16 protein-coding genes are annotated in these 16,244 nt (G+C 69.5%); 9 read left to right on the top strand and 7 right to left on the bottom strand.

Annotated features, from left to right (window positions below; translation table 11 throughout):
* Positions 1–59: 59 nt before the first annotated feature.
* On the bottom strand, positions 60–1,142 hold the full coding sequence (gene hisC, locus ACZ592_RS11065; protein ID WP_471581214.1) for a histidinol-phosphate transaminase: 1,083 nt from the start codon (positions 1,140–1,142) through the stop codon (positions 60–62).
* Positions 1,143–1,638: 496 nt separating this feature from the next.
* Here hisC and ACZ592_RS11060 point away from each other — a divergent pair, with 496 nt between their 5' ends.
* The 3 genes from ACZ592_RS11060 to ACZ592_RS11050 all read left to right on the top strand — a co-directional run bounded on the left by ACZ592_RS11060 (position 1,639) and on the right by ACZ592_RS11050 (position 5,131).
* A complete protein-coding gene (locus ACZ592_RS11060) occupies positions 1,639–2,760 on the top strand; it encodes a LacI family DNA-binding transcriptional regulator (protein ID WP_471581213.1) in 1,122 nt (373 codons plus the stop codon).
* Between the two features lie 226 nt (positions 2,761–2,986).
* Positions 2,987–4,057, top strand: a complete 1,071-nt coding sequence (locus ACZ592_RS11055; protein ID WP_471581420.1) for a metallophosphoesterase — start codon at positions 2,987–2,989, stop codon at positions 4,055–4,057.
* 180 nt (positions 4,058–4,237) lie between these two features.
* On the top strand, positions 4,238–5,131 hold the full coding sequence (locus ACZ592_RS11050) for a hypothetical protein (protein WP_471581212.1): 894 nt from the start codon (positions 4,238–4,240) through the stop codon (positions 5,129–5,131).
* A gap of 274 nt (positions 5,132–5,405) precedes the next feature.
* On the opposite strand, the gene ACZ592_RS11045 is transcribed toward ACZ592_RS11050, so the two are convergent.
* On the bottom strand, positions 5,406–5,540 hold the full coding sequence (locus tag ACZ592_RS11045; RefSeq protein WP_471581432.1) for a hypothetical protein: 135 nt from the start codon (positions 5,538–5,540) through the stop codon (positions 5,406–5,408).
* Between the two features lie 400 nt (positions 5,541–5,940).
* On the opposite strand from ACZ592_RS11045, the gene ACZ592_RS11040 reads away from it, so the two are divergent.
* On the top strand, positions 5,941–6,627 hold the full coding sequence (locus ACZ592_RS11040; RefSeq protein ID WP_471581211.1) for a DUF4234 domain-containing protein: 687 nt from the start codon (positions 5,941–5,943) through the stop codon (positions 6,625–6,627).
* 77 nt (positions 6,628–6,704) lie between these two features.
* On the opposite strand, the gene thiC is transcribed toward ACZ592_RS11040, so the two are convergent.
* Positions 6,705–8,504: a phosphomethylpyrimidine synthase ThiC gene (thiC, locus tag ACZ592_RS11035; RefSeq protein ID WP_471581210.1), complete on the bottom strand. Its 1,800-nt coding sequence runs from the start codon at positions 8,502–8,504 to the stop codon at positions 6,705–6,707.
* Between the two features lie 219 nt (positions 8,505–8,723).
* Here thiC and ACZ592_RS11030 point away from each other — a divergent pair, with 219 nt between their 5' ends.
* Positions 8,724–10,340: a YibE/F family protein gene (locus tag ACZ592_RS11030; RefSeq protein WP_471581209.1), complete on the top strand. Its 1,617-nt coding sequence runs from the start codon at positions 8,724–8,726 to the stop codon at positions 10,338–10,340.
* Between the two features lie 190 nt (positions 10,341–10,530).
* Here ACZ592_RS11030 and ACZ592_RS11025 read toward each other — a convergent pair whose 3' ends face one another.
* From ACZ592_RS11025 to ACZ592_RS11010, 4 genes are all read right to left on the bottom strand, one after another.
* Positions 10,531–10,968 carry an SsgA family sporulation/cell division regulator gene (locus tag ACZ592_RS11025; protein ID WP_471581208.1) on the bottom strand — a complete coding sequence of 146 codons (438 nt, stop codon included), beginning with the start codon at positions 10,966–10,968 and terminating at the stop codon, positions 10,531–10,533.
* A gap of 105 nt (positions 10,969–11,073) precedes the next feature.
* Positions 11,074–11,799 carry an IclR family transcriptional regulator gene (locus ACZ592_RS11020; protein ID WP_471581419.1) on the bottom strand — a complete coding sequence of 242 codons (726 nt, stop codon included), beginning with the start codon at positions 11,797–11,799 and terminating at the stop codon, positions 11,074–11,076.
* Between the two features lie 314 nt (positions 11,800–12,113).
* Positions 12,114–12,329 carry a DUF5326 family protein gene (locus ACZ592_RS11015; protein WP_471581207.1) on the bottom strand — a complete coding sequence of 72 codons (216 nt, stop codon included), beginning with the start codon at positions 12,327–12,329 and terminating at the stop codon, positions 12,114–12,116.
* A gap of 241 nt (positions 12,330–12,570) precedes the next feature.
* Positions 12,571–12,888, bottom strand: a complete 318-nt coding sequence (locus ACZ592_RS11010) for a cupin domain-containing protein (RefSeq protein ID WP_471581206.1) — start codon at positions 12,886–12,888, stop codon at positions 12,571–12,573.
* A 129-nt stretch (positions 12,889–13,017) separates the two neighbouring features.
* Here ACZ592_RS11010 and ACZ592_RS11005 point away from each other — a divergent pair, with 129 nt between their 5' ends.
* From ACZ592_RS11005 to ACZ592_RS10990, 4 genes are all read left to right on the top strand, one after another.
* Entirely contained in the window at positions 13,018–13,398 is a 381-nt protein-coding gene (locus ACZ592_RS11005) for a phage holin family protein (RefSeq protein WP_471581205.1), read from the top strand.
* A gap of 8 nt (positions 13,399–13,406) precedes the next feature.
* Entirely contained in the window at positions 13,407–13,895 is a 489-nt protein-coding gene (locus ACZ592_RS11000; RefSeq protein WP_471581204.1) for a low molecular weight protein-tyrosine-phosphatase, read from the top strand.
* 14 nt (positions 13,896–13,909) lie between these two features.
* The gene (locus ACZ592_RS10995) at positions 13,910–15,097 is read left to right on the top strand and encodes a cystathionine gamma-lyase (RefSeq protein ID WP_471581418.1); all 1,188 of its coding nucleotides are present in this window, start codon (positions 13,910–13,912) and stop codon (positions 15,095–15,097) included.
* Positions 15,098–15,323: 226 nt separating this feature from the next.
* Entirely contained in the window at positions 15,324–16,229 is a 906-nt protein-coding gene (locus ACZ592_RS10990; RefSeq protein ID WP_471581203.1) for a LysR family transcriptional regulator, read from the top strand.
* Positions 16,230–16,244: the final 15 nt, after the last annotated feature.

The following is a 16,244-nucleotide window of genomic DNA, read 5'->3' as shown; positions in this document are numbered from 1 at the left end:
CCCTGCGCCCTGCGCCTACGTCCGGCACCCTGCACCCTGCGCACCCGGTGCCCTGCGCCCTACAGCTCCTTGCGGAAAGCCTCCGCCGCCTGCAGGAACAGGTCGTTGGCCTCGGTCTCGCCGATCGTGGTCCGCACGCCCTCGCCCGCGAACGGCCGCACGACGACACCGGCCCGCTCGCACGCGGCGGCGAAGTCCGTCGTACGGTCCCCGAGCCGCAGCCACACGAAGTTCGCCTGCGTCTCGGGCACCGTCCAGCCCTGGCCGCGCAGCGCCTCGACGACCCGCGTGCGCTCGGCGACCAGCGAGCCGACCCGGCCCATCAGCTCGTCCTCGGCGCGCAGCGAGGCCACCGCCGCGTCCTGCGCGAGCTGGCTCACGCCGAAGGGCACCGCCGTCTTGCGCAGCGCGGCGGCCACCGGCTCGTGGGCGACCGCGAAGCCGACGCGCAGCCCCGCGAGGCCGTACGCCTTCGAGAACGTCCGCAGGACGCAGACGTTCGGGCGGTCGCGGTAGAGCTCGATGCCGTCCGGCACCTCGGGGTCGCGGATGAACTCGCGGTACGCCTCGTCGAGGACGATCAGGATGTCGCTCGGCACCCGGTCCAGGAACCGCTCGAGTTCGGCCCGGCGGACGACGGTGCCCGTGGGGTTGTTGGGGTTGCAGACGAAGATGAGGCGCGTGCGGTCGGTGATGGCGTCGAACATCGCGTCCAGGTCGTGCACCTCGCCGTCCGTCAGCGGCACCCGTACCGACGTCGCCCCGCTGACCTGCGTGATGATCGGGTACGCCTCGAAGGACCGCCACGCGTAGATCACCTCGTCGCCCGGACCCGACGTGGCCTGCAGCAGCTGCTGGGCGACGCCGACGGAGCCGGTGCCGGTGGCGATGTGCGCGGCGGGCACCCCGAAGCGATCGGCCAGCTCGCTCATCAGGGCCGTGCACGCCATGTCGGGGTAGCGGTTGAAGGAGCCGGCCGCGGCGAGCGCGCTCTCCATCACACCGGGGAGCGGCGGGTAGGGGTTCTCGTTCGAGGACAGCTTGAAGGCCGCGGGACCGTCGGCGGCTGCCGCGGGCTTGCCCGGCTTGTAGGTGGGGATCCCCTCCAGCTCGGCGCGCAGCCTCGGGTTCGTCTCGCTCACCGCAGTCCTCCTCGTAGCCAGTCACAGCCGGACAGCCAGTCACATCCGGTTCGAATACTGCTTACCTTATGAGGATTCGGCCCCGCTGCGAATGGGCTTCCGGCATCGGCCTGCGAAGGCACCGGCAGCGGCCCGCCCCGCACGGGCCTCCCGGCGCGGACCCCGGTACCGGCCCTCGGATACCGGCCCCCCGGTGCACAGGCGTCTCTCGGCGCCCACGCGAGGGCGTACGGAGGGGGGAGCGCCCGCGCTCCCCCATGCGCCGGTGGCTCGCGCCGTGGCGCGCGTCCCCCGTGCAGGTGAGTTGAGACCTCTTCGAGACCTGGCCCATTTGGCAGGCCCGCGCGCGACGATCACGTGCAGCTGTCAGTCGATACGACCAACTCCCTTGCAATCCCAGGCGCTTGGGCCACTTCCACCATGCAGAAACGTGCCTGTCAACGAGTGAATATGCGCCCCTGCTACCCACCCCTATGAGCCCTACTATCGGCTCGCCATGACAGCAGCAGGGAAGCACCAGGTGAGCCGAGCGGAGACCGCGCGCCGGGGCAACCGGCAGAGTCGAGCGGGCATCAGAGACGTCGCCGCCGCCGCCGGTGTCTCCATCACGACTGTCTCCGACGCCCTCAACGGCAAGGGACGGCTGCCCGACGCCACCCGACGCCATGTCCGCGAGGTCGCGGAGCGGCTGGGCTATCGCCCGTCCGCCGCGGCCCGCACCCTCCGTACCGGCAAGTCCGGCCTCATCGGCCTGACCGTGACGACGTACGGGGATGAACCTTTCACCTTCACCGAGTTCGCCTACTTCGCCGAGATGGCCAGAGCCGCCACCTCGGCCGCCCTCGCCCGGGGCTACGCCCTGGTGATCCTGCCGGCCACCTCGCGCCGCAGCCCCGTCGACGTGTGGTCGAACGTCGCGCTCGACGGCACCGTCGTCGTCGACCCCTCCGACCACGACCCGGTGGTCAGCGAGCTGGTCAGACAGGGCCTGCCGGTGGTCTCCGACGGCCGCCCGGCGGGCTCGCTCCCGGTCACCGCCTGGGTCGACAACGACCACGAGGCCGCGGTCCTGGAGATCCTCGACCACCTCGCCGACGCCGGCGCCCGTCGCATCGGCCTGCTCACGGGCACCACCACGGACACGTACACCCACCTGTCCACGACCGCCTACCTGCGCTGGTGCGAACGCGTCGGGCAGGACCCCGTCTACGAGTCCTATCCCGCCCACGACCCGTGCGCGGGCGCCGTGGCCGCCGACCGCCTGCTCGCCAGACCCGACCGGCCCGACGCCGTCTACGGCCTCTTCGACCCCAACGGCACCGACCTGCTCGCCGCCGCCCGGCGGTACGGCCTGCGCGTCCCCGACGACCTGCTGCTCGTCTGCTGCAGCGAGTCCACGGTGTACGCCACCACGGAACCGCCCATCACCACGCTGTCCCTCAAGCCCCGGCGCATCGGCACGGCCGTCGTCCAGCTCCTCATCGACGCCATCGAGGGCCTCGACACGGACCGTCCCGTCGAGCAGGTGATACCGACCGAACTGATCGTGCGCACCTCGTCCGAACGACGTCCGCCGCGCACGACGGTCAGCCCGCCCCGCTCGCCCGGCACCGGCTGACCGCTCCCGCCCGGGACCCCGACACCGGGCAGAGGCCGACCGCGCCCCGCCACCGGCGGGGAAACCTCTGCCCAATTCGGGAGAAAAGCGCGGTGAACCGGGGTCCGGCACCGATTCACCACCCCTGGTGCACCACACAGCGGGAGCCGCATTCCTATGATGGGCGGACGACACCGCGGGCCGCTGCGACCAAGCAGTCCGATCCCGGTGCAGATGCGGCGCAATGGTGGTGGAGGGGTCGATGACTCAGGGGGCCGGTCAGGGACCCGATGTGCGGACGGCGACGTTGCGCGACTTCCGCGTACCCGCGTACGTCCATGAGACGACCGGACCCGCCCCGGCCGACCCAGGATCACCGGGGGAGCAGCCGGCGGACGGCTACACCCCCACCCAGCGCGATCTGCCCGTCATCAACCGCGGCGACACGGTCCAGGTGCAGGTCATGCCGGAGCCCCCGCAGGCGCGGGTGAGCGACGAGCACGGGCCGCTGTACGTCGTCGGCGATGTGCACGGCTACCTCGACGAGCTCGTCGCGGCCCTCCAGGAGCAGGGCCTCGTCGACGCCGAGGGCGAGTGGGCCGCGGGCAACGCGCGCCTGTGGTTCCTCGGCGACTTCACCGACCGCGGGCCCGACGGCATCGGCGTCATCGACCTCGTGATGCGGCTGTCCGCCGAGGCCGCCGCCGCCGGCGGCTACTGCAAGGCGCTCATGGGCAACCACGAGCTGCTCCTGCTCGGCGCCAAACGCTTCGGCGACACCCCCGTCAACTCCGGCGCGGGCACCGCCACCTTCCAGGCCGCCTGGCTGCTGAACGGCGGGCAGAAGACCGACATGGAGCGCCTGGAGGACCACCACCTCCAGTGGATGGCCCGCCTCGACGCGATGGAGGAGGCCGACGGCCACCTGCTCGTGCACTCCGACACCACCGCCTATCTGGATTACGGTGACTCGATCGAGGCGGTGAACGACACCATCCGGGAGACCCTCACGCGCAACGACGCCGACGAGTGCTGGGACCTCTTCCGCAAGTTCACCAAGCGCTTCGCCTTCCGCGACGAGTCCGGCCCCTCGGCCGTGCGCGAACTGCTCGACATGTACGGCGGCACACGCATCGTCCACGGTCACAGCCCCATCCCCTACCTCCTGGGGGACGTCGGCTCGGAGGACGAGTCGGACGGCGGCGGTCCGGTCATCGAGGGACCGCACGTCTACGCCGACGGTCTGGCCATCGCCATGGACGGCGGAGTGACCATGGCCGGAAAGCTACTGGTCCAGCAACTCCCCCTGGGTATCTGAGCGTTCTCCGGGCAGGCACTCCTCTACAGGATCACGCTGGCCAGGGGGGCAATTTCCGGAAACCCCCTGTCACCGCGTGCCGTCACGGCTCTACCATCGGCTTATCCGTAGCAGGCTCCCCTCCGTTTCTGCCCAACGGCTCGCAGCCATGCGAGCCTCAGCCCTACGGAGCATCGGGGGATGCACATGAACAGCGCTCCACACCTGCTCAATGAGGACCGCCCCGAGTACGAGCGGATCCTCGACGAGGCGCTGCGCACCGCACCTGACCGTCCTGAACTCGCCGCAGTGGGCCAGCGGCTCAACCCGGAACAACTGCGCACCATGGCCCTGAACGCGACAGCACTGATCACGGCCGCGGCAGCGGCCGAGTACGCGCACTACGTGAAGGTTCGCGAGGAGTTGCGCGAACCTCGACCCACGTCCGCATCGATCCGCGAAGGGAATGGACAGAGTGCCGCGGAGTCGGGCTCCGGCGGCATAGGACTTGCCACCACGATGGGCGAGTTCGCCGAGCCCGCGACAGCGGGAGCCGGGGCGATCGCCGTCGTCGCGGTCCTCGCACCCGTCCTCGCGGGGACGGCCGCCGCGATCTTCCTGCTCGTCGGCTACATCCTGAAGATGCTCACCCCCGAGCCCGCCTTCGCGGACACCCTGCTCACCGCGGGATGGCTGTTCGGCGCGCTCACCGCCGGGGGCATCCTGGTCGCCGCGGTCGGTCTGCTCCTGACCGCCCTGCGCAACGGCTCCACCTCGCTCCAGGCAGAACTGCACGGCGAGCGGCACGAGGAGGTGTCCCGTGCCAGGGAAGACTGGGGCCGGGCGCTCCTCGAGCGGGGCGTCGTGCCGTTCCTGCGCGAGGCCCTGACGGACCCGGGCGCGGCTCCCGCCGCCCGCACTCCGTCATCGGGCTCCGGGAGCTCGGGAGGCCATGGCCGGATGCCCCAACTCGGCTATCACAGGCCGGGGTTCAGCAGCCCGGACGGCGGTCGTACGACGACGTCGCGCCCGAGCTTCTCCAGCCCCGACTTCTCCAGCCCCGATTTCGGCGGACCCGACCACAAACCGGAGTAGTGGGACCGGGTCCGGGCCATGGGGCTCCACACCGCCCCTGACGCGCCGCTGTGGGCGAGCGGCGGCGCGCACTGGAGGCGCAGTACGGACAGGAGGACGGAACCGTCATGCCCGCGGGAACTCCACGCGGCCGGATGCGACGGGACACCGCCCTCGACGGGAGGAACGGGCCGGCGCGCCCCTGACGGGCGCGCGGGCCCCACTCCTCTTGCTACGCGGGACTACGTATTCCCCGGGGTTCTCGGGGTTCTCGGGGTTCTCGGTCCGGGACGGCTCAGTCGGCGATCGGCAGATAGACCCGGTTGCCCGCCGCGGCGAACTCCTTGGACTTCTGCTCCATGCCCGCCTCGATGTCGTCGACGGCCAGGTCACCGCCGTGCTCGCGCCGGATGTCGTGCGAGATCTTCATGCTGGGCAACTTCGTCCTGGAACCCGCGCATTCGCCACGGGCCCCCAACCCTGAGCAGCCCGCGCGGAGAGCCTCGGTGCCCGTTGGCACTCCCGTCTGCCGCAAAGTCCGTCAGGTGAGCTCTGCCCAGTCCGCCCTTGGCACACCCCCAGAGGCACCACACCCCTCGGCTCGTCCGAGGCCGGCCAAGCAGGATCGCTCAGCGTTTGGGCAGGCCTCTGAAGGAAAGGCCGCAGAGCGGGGGCTTTCGCACTCATCCAGGCATACGCTGGACAAAGAGAGTGCGATCGCTAGACGTGCTGAGGACGGGCAACCCGTCTCCGTGGGATTGAGCCGCTGATGTCTCCCCAGAAGAAGATCACACCCGGCACCGACGAGGGCTGATCAACTGGGGGCCCACATGGAACAGCTCCAAGCAGTGCAGCAAGTAGACCGCTACGTGCACGAGAGGCGCTCGACGGACCAGATATTCGTCGGTTGGGGCATCTACTTCTTTCTCCTGTCGTGGGTGACGTTAGGCATCTACGGAGTCGTGCTGTTCTATCGCCGACTCAACCGCGCCGACCTCTTCAGAGGTCGCCGCATGCACTACTACAACGCAGTCATCGATGCCTCAAAGCAGTACGCCGAGGAGCATGGTCAGTACGGTGCCAGTCACGATGAGCTGGACGACCTGCAGCGCTTCGTAGAAGGCCGTTTCGAGGATGAGCACAAACCGATCAAAGCCGGACTGTCGGTCTTCCTGTCCTTCATCACGCTAGGGGTCTACGGATGCATCGCGATCTATCGGTTGATGCGCTTCTGGTGGCAGATCCAGCTCACTGAACAGGACTTCGACGACAAGCTCAGTGTCGCCTGGACCAAGCTCGGGATCGTCCGGTACCCCCTGACCTTCAAACCCGTCCAAGCGCTGAACCGCAGCTTCGGCATGCACTTCCTGCTCTCGATCGTCACGCTCGGGATCTACAGCATCGTGTGGGACTACCGACTTCACACCGACCCGGAGAAGCTCTATCCCGAAGTGCACTCCACCGAGGACACCGTCCTCAACGCCCTGCGGGTCGCCGATCCGGCCCTCCCTCGCTAACCACCCGCTCGGGTTGGCCCAACGAGGAAGCGCCGCTCCGGAAGCGGAAATCTCCTGGAGCGGCGCTTACCTGCGCGTCAGTCCGCCAGCGGCAAGTACACCCGATTCCCGCTCGCGGCGAACTCCTTCGACTTCTGGAGCATTCCCTCCGCGACCTCCTCGGCCGTCGCGTCTGCCGCCGCAGTTCCCCCGAACTGCTCTGTGATGCTTTGGCTAATCTTCATGCTGCAGAACTTCGGCCCGCACATCGAGCAGAAGTGCGCCGTCTTCGCGGGCTCGGCCGGCAGCGTCTCGTCGTGGAACTCCCGTGCCGTGACCGGGTCGAGGGCCAGGTTGAACTGGTCTTCCCAGCGGAACTCGAAACGCGCGTCCGAGAGCGCGTCGTCCCAGTCCTGCGCACCCGGGTGCCCCTTGGCGAGGTCCGCCGCGTGCGCCGCGATCTTGTACGTGATGACACCGGTCTTCACGTCGTCGCGGTTGGGCAGGCCCAAGTGCTCCTTGGGCGTGACGTAGCAGAGCATCGCGGTGCCCCACCAGCCGATCATCGCGGCGCCGATGCCGGAGGTGATGTGGTCGTATGCGGGTGCGATGTCCGTGGTCAGCGGGCCGAGCGTGTAGAACGGCGCCTCCTCGCAGATCTCCTGCTGAAGGTCGATGTTCTCCTTGATCTTGTGCATCGGGACATGGCCCGGACCCTCGATCATCGTCTGTACGTGATGACGCTTGGCGATCGTGTTGAGTTCCCCGAGGGTCCTCAACTCGGCGAACTGCGCCTCGTCGTTGGCGTCCGCGATCGAACCGGGCCGCAGGCCGTCGCCGAGCGAGTACGTCACGTCGTACGCGGCGAGGATCTCGCAGAGCTCCTCGAAGTGCTCGTAGAGGAAGCTCTCCTTGTGGTGCGCCAGACACCAGGCCGCCATGATCGAGCCGCCGCGCGAGACGATGCCGGTCTTGCGGTTGGCGGTCAGCGGGACGTACGGAAGGCGCACGCCCGCGTGCACCGTCATGTAGTCCACGCCCTGCTCGGCCTGCTCGATGACCGTGTCCTTGTAGATCTCCCAGGTGAGCGCCTCGGCCTGGCCGTCGACCTTCTCCAGGGCCTGGTAGAGCGGCACGGTCCCGATGGGGACGGGGGAGTTGCGCAGGACCCACTCGCGGGTGGTGTGGATGTTGCGGCCGGTGGAGAGGTCCATGACCGTGTCGGCGCCCCACTTGGTCGCCCAGGTCATCTTGTCCACCTCCTCCTCGATGGACGAGGTGACCGCGGAGTTGCCGATGTTGGCGTTGACCTTCACCAGGAACCTCTTGCCGATGATCATCGGCTCGATCTCCGGGTGGTTCACGTTGGCGGGGATCACCGCGCGGCCCGCGGCGACCTCCGCGCGCACCACCTCCGGGTCGAGGTTCTCGCGGATCCCGATGAACTCCATCTCGGGCGTGATCTCGCCGCGACGGGCGTACGCGAGCTGCGTCACCGCCTGCCCCTGGCGGGCGCGGCGCGGCTGGCGGGGGCGGCCGGGGAAGACCGCGTCCAGGTTCTTGAGCCCGCCGCGGGGCGAGGTGTGCTTGACGCCGTCGTCCTCGGGACGGGGCGGGCGGCCCGTGTACTCCTCGGTGTCGCCGCGGGCGATGATCCAGTTCTCCCGCAGCGGTGCGAGGCCGCGGCGGACGTCGGTGTCGATGGACTCGTCGGTGTACGGCCCCGAAGTGTCGTACAGGGTGACGGCCTTGCCGTTGGTGAGGTGCACCTGGCGAACCGGCACGCGCAGGTCGGGGCGCGAACCCTCGACATACGCCTTGTGCCAGCCGATGGACTTCCCGGCCTCGTCGCCCTGGTTCTGCGTCGAGGCAGGCGTGCGTGCGTCCGATGTGGTCATGAGACCTACTCCCTACGCCGGCATTACCCGGTAACAGGTTCGGCGGTCGACGCAGCGGATCCCGTACGGCTCGGACACGAGTCGTGTCTCCTCGTACGGAGTTCAGCGCCCTCTCAGCCCGGTGCTCCGAGCTCCCGCGATTGCAAAGGTGGCTCCACGCTAGCGTCATGTCGGGCGCGCTGAACAGAGGGCCCTCTCCGTTCTTGCGATGATCGGGCAGTGACCACCACAGAGCCGCCGCCCCCGCCGCCCTCTCGCCCCCCGTCCGGACCACCCGGCACAAGGCCGCCCTCGGGAGCGGACGGCCCAGGTGGGGGGCACGGTCACGGGGGCGGGGGCGGGGGCGCCGGGAGCGGGGGGCACGGGCACGGAGGGCCTGGGCACGGAGGGCCTGGGGACGGCGGGCCTGGCCACGGCGGCCCACCGGTGGACGGCGGGCACGGCGGTCATGGCCACGGAGGGCACGGGCACTCGCACAGCCACGGTCCGGCCGCGCCTGTCTCCAAGCACCTGCGCAAGGTCATCGCCGCCGTACTGATCCCCTTCGCCACCGCGGTGGTCGTGGGCCTCATGGTGCTGTGGCCGGGCGGGGCGCCGAGCCATGAACGCACCGGTGTCGGCTTCGACCGGCAGACACAGTCGGCGAAGGTCACGAAGGTGCAGGAGCTGCCCTGCAAGGACCTCAACCCCTCGCAGACCCCGCCGAACGGCGACACCTCCACCCCGGAGGGCCGGTCCGCGCAGTCCCGGACGTCGGACACCTGCAAGAAGGCGACCGTCGAGGTGACCAGCGGCGACGACACGGGCCGCACCTTCGTCGAGATCATCCAGCCGGACTCACCCCGGCAACTGAGCCAGGGCCAGAAGGTGGTGGTCGCCTACGAGCCCAAGGCGCCCGAAGGGCTGCAGTACTCCGTCACCGACGTGAACCGCAAGATCCCGATGGCGCTGCTCGCCGGCATCTTCGCGCTCGCCGTCGTCGTGGTGGGACGGCTGCGCGGCGTGATGGCCCTGGTCGCGCTCGCCATCAGCTTCATGGTGCTCACGTTCTTCATCCTGCCGGCGATCCTCCAGGGGTCGAACCCGCTGGTGGTGGCGGTGATCGGGGCGAGTGCCATCATGCTGATCGCGCTCTATCTCTGCCACGGCCTCACGGCCCGTACGTCGGTCGCGGTACTCGGCACGCTCATCTCCCTCCTGCTGATCGGTCTGCTCGGCTCCCTGTTCATCGGCTGGGCCTCCCTGACCGGCAACACGGACGACAACACCGGTCTCATCCATGGCCTGTACCCGTCCATCGACATGAGCGGTCTGCTGCTCGCAGGCGTCATCATCGGTTCGCTCGGCGTGCTCGACGACGTGACGGTCACCCAGACCTCCGCGGTCTGGGAACTGCATCAGGCCAACCCGGCGATGGGCTGGCGCGGCCTGTACCGCGCGGGCATCCGCATCGGCCGCGACCACATCGCCTCGGTCGTCAACACCCTCGTCCTCGCCTACGCGGGCGCCGCGCTGCCCCTGCTGCTGCTCTTCTCGATCGCGCAGTCCAGCGTGGGCACGGTGGCCAACAGCGAGTTGGTCGCCGAGGAGATCGTGCGCACCCTGATCGGCTCGATCGGCCTGGTCGCCTCGGTCCCGGTGACGACCGCGCTGGCGGCCCTGGTCGTCTCGGCGGACCGGGCACCGGGAGGCGCCGCGGGGCTTGGCGGCGGTGGGGGCGCTGGGGCTGGGGCTGGAAATGCTGCGGGCGCCGGAGACGGCGGTCGTGGCGGAATCGGTGCGAGTGCCGGTCCCCGGCCGTCCCGCGGCGGGAAGGGGCGCCGCCGCAAGCGGTGACGGCCGGGCCCGCCCGGACCACGACCTCATGGCCGAGCAGCCGCCACCACCGGCGCCAAGACAGCGACCGTCACATCACCGTCGCCGACGCCATCACCGTCGTCATCTCATGCGCCTGCGCCCGCGCCCGTGCCCGTGCCCGCGAAATGCAGCAAAATGCCATGTGCGCACGCCAGTTGACGGCCGCGGTTCAACCCGCGTTCTGCTCCTCGGCGAGGATCCGGTCGAGCGCCTCGTCGAGATGCGTGTCGAAGTCGGCGAGCGACCGTTCCTGCCCGAGAGGGACCAGCCTGTCCGTACGGTCGAGGAAGGCGAGCAGCGGCGGAATACCCACCCGGAACAGCGCCTGGTCCCCGCCGACCTGAAGCCTGATCAGGGCCTCGTCGAGCAGTTGGGAATGCGTGGGTTCGATGCGCACGTCCCCGTCCCCGCACGGCCTGCCCACCCCGTCGACCAGCAACTCCCGGCCGAAGGCCCAGGTCACCGGGGCATCCCCCGGCAGGTGGAACGTCAGCCGCACGGCGTAAGGATCACCGATCTCGTAGCCGAGCTCCACCGGGATGCGGAACGACAGCTCCTCGGAAACGAGGAAGCTCATCATGACCTCTGCCTGTACGGACTCGCCCATCGTGCCCTACCCCGTCACTTTTGGCCCTCAAGTAGCCAGGAACCAACTTCCTGACACCCCTTGCATCTTGCTTAACGTACATAGCAGATCACAAGGAGTGAGTTTTCAGATGCTGATAGAGAAGGCGAGTGTCCCCAGCAGGCGGCCCATCTCCCGTTGCAATGTCTGGGCTGCGGGCAGCAGACGGTGGGCCTGGTAGGCCGGAACGGAAATGGCCATGGTCGCCGCGGTGTCACCCGCTGTGATCGGAATCGCCGCGCAGACCGTCCCGAGGGCGTACTCCTGTCGCTCCACGACCGGCCGCATCCGCTCCATCGCGTCGAGCCTCCGCAGAAACGTTCGGTCGTCCCGGACCGAATAGCGCGTGATCGACTGCACCGGGTAGCGGTCGAGATGGTCCCGCCGGGCCTGGTCGTCGAGCTGGCCCAGCAGACACTGGCCGATCGCGTGGGCGTGCCCCGTCTCGCGGAAGTCCGCCCACTCCTCGACGGCGGGATTGCCCGGAGCATCCGCGATGGCCACGACCTCGATCTCGCCCTCCCGGTAGACGGCGAAGTACACGGGGACGCCGATGGTGTCGCGCCAGTGGGCCAGGGAATCCTCGATCGTTCCGCGTCGGTTCTGCCGTGCTCCGCTGCTGCCGAGCCGCTCGGCAGCCTCGCCGAGCACGAACACGCCCTTCTCCCGGCGCAGATAGCCCTCGTGGGTCAGGGTGCGCAGCAGGTGGTAGGCAGTGGAGAGGGCGAGCCCCGCCTCGCGGGCCAACTGCTTCGCCGGCGCCCCGGCTTCGTGCGAGGCGGCAGCTTCCAGCAGACGCATCGCCCGCTGCACGGAGCCGATGAGGGTCGGCCCGACGGCCGGAGAGTCCGCACCCGAGGAAGCCGCGGATTCTGTGGGTTCCGTACCGGACGGTGAGGTCGTGTCGACCGCGGCCAAGGTTCGCTCCCGAAGCCCGTGGGGATCCGCCCGCACCCGAGATGACGAGGGAGGGGCGGTGCTCGTACGCCCGTTCGCGGAGAACGATCTCCACGTCGGATTTCGGACTCTATTGCTTGGCCGACGCTCTACGGCGTCCCACCGGGAAACTTCCCCCGGGCGAGGGAACCGTTACAAAAAGTCACCGCTCAGTCGTCCCCGTTCGGCCGTCACCAGTCGGTACGTGACGAAGACGAGCCGGATATGAACTTCCGTACGACATAGATGAGTCCACCGACCAGGGCTACGAATAGCAGGGCCTTGAAGAGCAGCCCGACCACGAATCCGACCACGCTCGCTATCAGGCCGCCGAACACGACGAGCGCGATGACCGGCACGGCCACCCACTTCACCCACCACGGCATTCCCGCAAAGATCTCCTTCACTGCCATCGTCCTTACCTCTCTCTGCTCCGGCCGCACTTCCACGCTCTTCGCATCGGTGCGGATTCCTGAATCTCTGCAGGTTCCTGACTTCTTGCATTCGATGCTAGGGCGCCAAAGGGCTCCGTGGGGGCCGCGGATCCCTTGTCCTCCCCTGAACCGACCCTGAGGGAACCCCGAGGTCGCAGCCCTGAAGAGGTGAGCCCCGAGAAGGAGAACCGGGGAGGACGGGAGAGGGGGAAGGTCAGCCCTCCGGCGGTGAGAAGACGACGAGCACCCGCAGGTCCTCGCTGATGTGGTGGAACTTGTGGGCGACTCCGGCCGGCACGTAGACGACGCTGCCCCGCGCCACCTGGGTGGTCTCCATGCCGACGGTGATCGAGGCACGGCCGCTGACGACCATGTACACCTCGTCCTGTCCGTGCGGCTGCTGCGGGTCGGCCGATCCCGCGTCGAGCGCGTACAGCCCGACCGACATGTTCCGCTCACGCAGGAACTGCAGATACGCGCCGTCGTTCGCGGCACGTTCCGCCTCCAGCTCGTCCAGTCGGAATGCCTTCATCGCTCTCGTACACCCCTCGCTGATGCCGGTGATGCCGCCGCGCGCCGCATCGTCGCTGCTGGTCGCGCTGCCGTCCGCCGGCCCTCGTGAGCCGACCGTTCCCGGTCCGTGTCTGCCACGATCAGACACATGAAGAATTTCGTAGTCAAGACGATCGCCAACGCCGCGGCCCTGGCCGTCGCCGTGTGGGTGCTCGACAAGATCACCCTGACCGGCGACAGCACGGGCAAGAAGGTGGGCACGCTCATCGTCGTCGCCCTGCTCTTCGGGCTGGTGAACTTCCTGGTCAAGCCGGTGGTGAAGGTCCTCACCTTCCCCCTGTTCATCCTGACCCTCGGCCTGATCACCCTGGTGGTCAACGCCCTGATGCTGCTGCTCACCTCGTGGCTGGCCGACAAGTTCGACCTCAGCTTCCACGTCGAGGGCTTCTGGACGGCCGTCCTGGGTGGCCTGATCATCTCGATCGTGTCCTGGGCCATGAACGTGGTCTTCCCCGACGACAAGGACTGATCCGCCCGATGACCTTCTCCGTCTGTTTCGTCTGCACCGGCAACATCTGCCGCTCGCCGATGGCCGAGTCCGTCTTCCTCGCCAGGGTCGACGAGGCCGGTCTCGGCGGCCGGGTCCGGGTGGACAGCGCGGGCACCGACGGCTGGCACGAAGGGGACGGTGCCGACCCGCGCACCGTCTCCGTCCTGCGCGCGGCCGGCTATGAGAGCGATCACACGGCCCGTCGCTACGACGCCGACTGGTTCGCCGGGCATGACCTCGTCATCGCCCTGGACTCCGGCCATCTGCGGGCGCTGCGGCGCCTGGCGCCCACCCCGGCGGACGCGGCCAAGGTGCGGCTGCTGCGTTCGTTCGACCCGGAGGCCGCCGACCCTGACGTTCCCGACCCCTACTACGGCGACTTCGAGGGGTTCGAGGAGTGCCTGAGAATGGTGGAGGCGGCGAGCGACGGCCTGCTCGACGTCGTACGTGAAGCAGTGGAAAGGCGGGCGGCATGACGGAATCGGGACCCATGGGCGAAGGCTCGGCGCGGCCGGGCGAGGGGGCTTCCGGCGGCGGCCCGGCGGACCTCGGCGACGGTACCCGGGCGGTGCGCGCCGGGCTGCCCGAGCCGTTGAAGCACGAACCGACGCTGCCGGGGCCGGTGTTCGCCGCCCACTTCCATCTGCCCGGTGACCCTACAGGCGGCTACGCCTACGGCCGTGACGAGAACCCCACCTGGACGCATCTGGAGCGCGCCATCGGCGAGCTCGAGGCGCCGGACTCCGGTGCGGACGTCGAGACGCTGGTCTTCGCCTCCGGCATGGCCGCGATATCGGCGGTGCTCTTCTCCCAGCTCCGCGCGGGCGACGCGGTGGTCCTGCCGGACGACGGTTACCAGGTCCTGCCGCTGGTCCGCGAGCAGCTCACGGCGTACGGCATCGAGGTGCGCACGGCCCCGACCGGCGACGACGCCCAGCTCGACGTCCTGGACGGCGCCAAGCTGCTGTGGATCGAGACGCCCTCCAACCCCGGCCTCGACGTGTGCGACGTCCGCCGGCTCGCCGACGCGGCGCACGCGCGTGGCGCTCTGGTGGCGGTCGACAACACGCTGGCGACGCCGCTCGGCCAGCGCCCGCTGGAGCTCGGCGCCGACTTCGCGGTGGCCAGCGGCACCAAGATGCTCACCGGCCACGGCGACGTCCTCCTCGGGTACGTCGCCTGCCGCGACGCGGAGCGGGCCGCTTCGGTGAAGCGGTGGCGCAAGATCGTCGGGGCGATCCCGGGGCCGATGGAGGCCTGGCTCGCGCACCGCTCGCTCGCCACGCTCCAACTGCGCGCCGACCGGCAGAACGCGAACGCCCAGGCACTCGCCGAGGCCCTGCGCGACCGCGCGGACGTGTCGGGCCTGCGCTACCCCGGGCTGCCCGACGACCCCTCCCACCAGGTCGCCTCGCGTCAGATGCGGCGCTTCGGGTGCGTGGTCTCCTTCACGCTGCCCACGCGCGCGCGTGCCGAGCGTTTCCTCGAAGCACTGCACCTGGTCGACGACGCGACGAGCTTCGGGGGCGTGCGGTCCACGGCCGAGCGCCGTCGGCGATGGGGCGGCGACGCCGTTCCGGAGGGCTTCATCCGCTTCTCCGCGGGTGCAGAGGACCCGGACGACCTCGTGGCGGACGTGCTGCGTGCGCTGGACGAGTCGGCCGGCTCCGCGGGCTGACGAGCCCCTCCAGCCTCTTTTCTCCGCGCGGCAGCATCCCGCCTACGCACAACGAACGGTCCGAGCCTCCCCCCTCGTGGCTCGGACCGTTCCGGTTCCGCGCGCGAAGAACCGCGCGAACCAGGCTAGTTGACTCTGTGTCAGTGTCCAATCACCGTAGCGACAGAGACCTATCGACATATTTATAGTTGGCCCCCCGAGAGAACCGGAGGGGAGGGAGGTCATCATGGATCTGGCCCTGCTGCGCACCTTTGTGACGGTGCATCGGGCCGGCTCCTTCACGCGTGCCGCGGTACTGCTCGGACTCTCCCAGCCCGCCGTGACCAGCCAGATCCGTACGCTGGAGCGGCAGTTGGGACGGCCGCTGTTCCTGCGCCAGGCCCGCGGCGTGACCCCCACGACCATCGGCGACGAGCTTGCCCATAAGGCCGCACCCCATCTGGACGCCCTGGTGGAGATCGCCGAGACCGGGCTCGACGAGGAATCCTCGGAGCGCACCCTCCACCTGGCGGGGCCACCGGAGTTCACCGCGGAACGTGCCCTGCCCGTACTCACCACCCTGACCGGCCAGGACGGCCACAGCCACGCCTTGCGTGCCTCGTTCGGCAACGCCGAGGAGGTGCTGGAGGGGCTCGCCGCCGGCCACCACGACCTGGCCATCACCACGACCCGGCCGCGCGGCGCGCTGCTCACCGCCACGCCGCTCTGCGACGAGGAGCACGTCCTGGTCGCGGGGGAGCGCTGGGCGGCCCGCATCGGCCCTGGGACGCCACGCCGGAAGGTCGCGCTGGCGCTGGAGGACCTTCCGGTGGTCGAGGTGCACGAGTCGCTGCCGTTCGTCTCCCGCTACTGGGCTGCCGTCTTCGATGCCCGTGCCACGGTGGCGGGCGCCGTCATCGTGCCGGACCTGCGTGCCGTACTCGCCTGCGTGGCCTCGGGCGCCGGCCTCGCCGTACTGCCCCGCTATCTGTGTGCCGACGCCCTGGAGCGGGGTGACGTCGTGGCCCTTCTCGACCCCGCCGTGCCCCCATTGCGTACGTACTTCTTGGCGGTGCGCACCGGGACACTCGCCCTGCCGCACATCGCGCGGGCGCACGAGTGGCTGCTGCGCGCTGCCGTCGACTGGGCCTGATGGGGGTCGCGGCTG

This window comes from Streptomyces sp. NPDC040622, from assembly GCF_055593965.1.
This window is presented reverse-complemented; position numbering and strand designations above follow the sequence as displayed.

Bases quoted from the DNA above. Each gene is read 5' to 3' on its own strand.
- thiC (WP_471581210.1), bottom strand. From the start codon at position 8,504: ATGACCACATCGGACGCACGCACGCCTGCCTCGACGCAGAACCAGGGC.
- ACZ592_RS11050 (WP_471581212.1), top strand. From the start codon at position 4,238: ATGCACATGAACAGCGCTCCACACCTGCTCAATGAGGACCGCCCCGAG.
- ACZ592_RS11040 (WP_471581211.1), top strand. From the start codon at position 5,941: ATGGAACAGCTCCAAGCAGTGCAGCAAGTAGACCGCTACGTGCACGAG.
- ACZ592_RS11005 (WP_471581205.1), top strand. From the start codon at position 13,018: ATGAAGAATTTCGTAGTCAAGACGATCGCCAACGCCGCGGCCCTGGCC.
- ACZ592_RS11045 (WP_471581432.1), bottom strand. From the start codon at position 5,540: ATGAAGATCTCGCACGACATCCGGCGCGAGCACGGCGGTGACCTGGCC.
- ACZ592_RS10995 (WP_471581418.1), top strand. From the start codon at position 13,910: ATGGGCGAAGGCTCGGCGCGGCCGGGCGAGGGGGCTTCCGGCGGCGGC.
- ACZ592_RS11025 (WP_471581208.1), bottom strand. From the start codon at position 10,968: ATGGGCGAGTCCGTACAGGCAGAGGTCATGATGAGCTTCCTCGTTTCC.
- ACZ592_RS11060 (WP_471581213.1), top strand. From the start codon at position 1,639: ATGACAGCAGCAGGGAAGCACCAGGTGAGCCGAGCGGAGACCGCGCGC.
- ACZ592_RS11010 (WP_471581206.1), bottom strand. From the start codon at position 12,888: ATGAAGGCATTCCGACTGGACGAGCTGGAGGCGGAACGTGCCGCGAAC.
- ACZ592_RS10990 (WP_471581203.1), top strand. From the start codon at position 15,324: ATGGATCTGGCCCTGCTGCGCACCTTTGTGACGGTGCATCGGGCCGGC.
- ACZ592_RS11000 (WP_471581204.1), top strand. From the start codon at position 13,407: ATGACCTTCTCCGTCTGTTTCGTCTGCACCGGCAACATCTGCCGCTCG.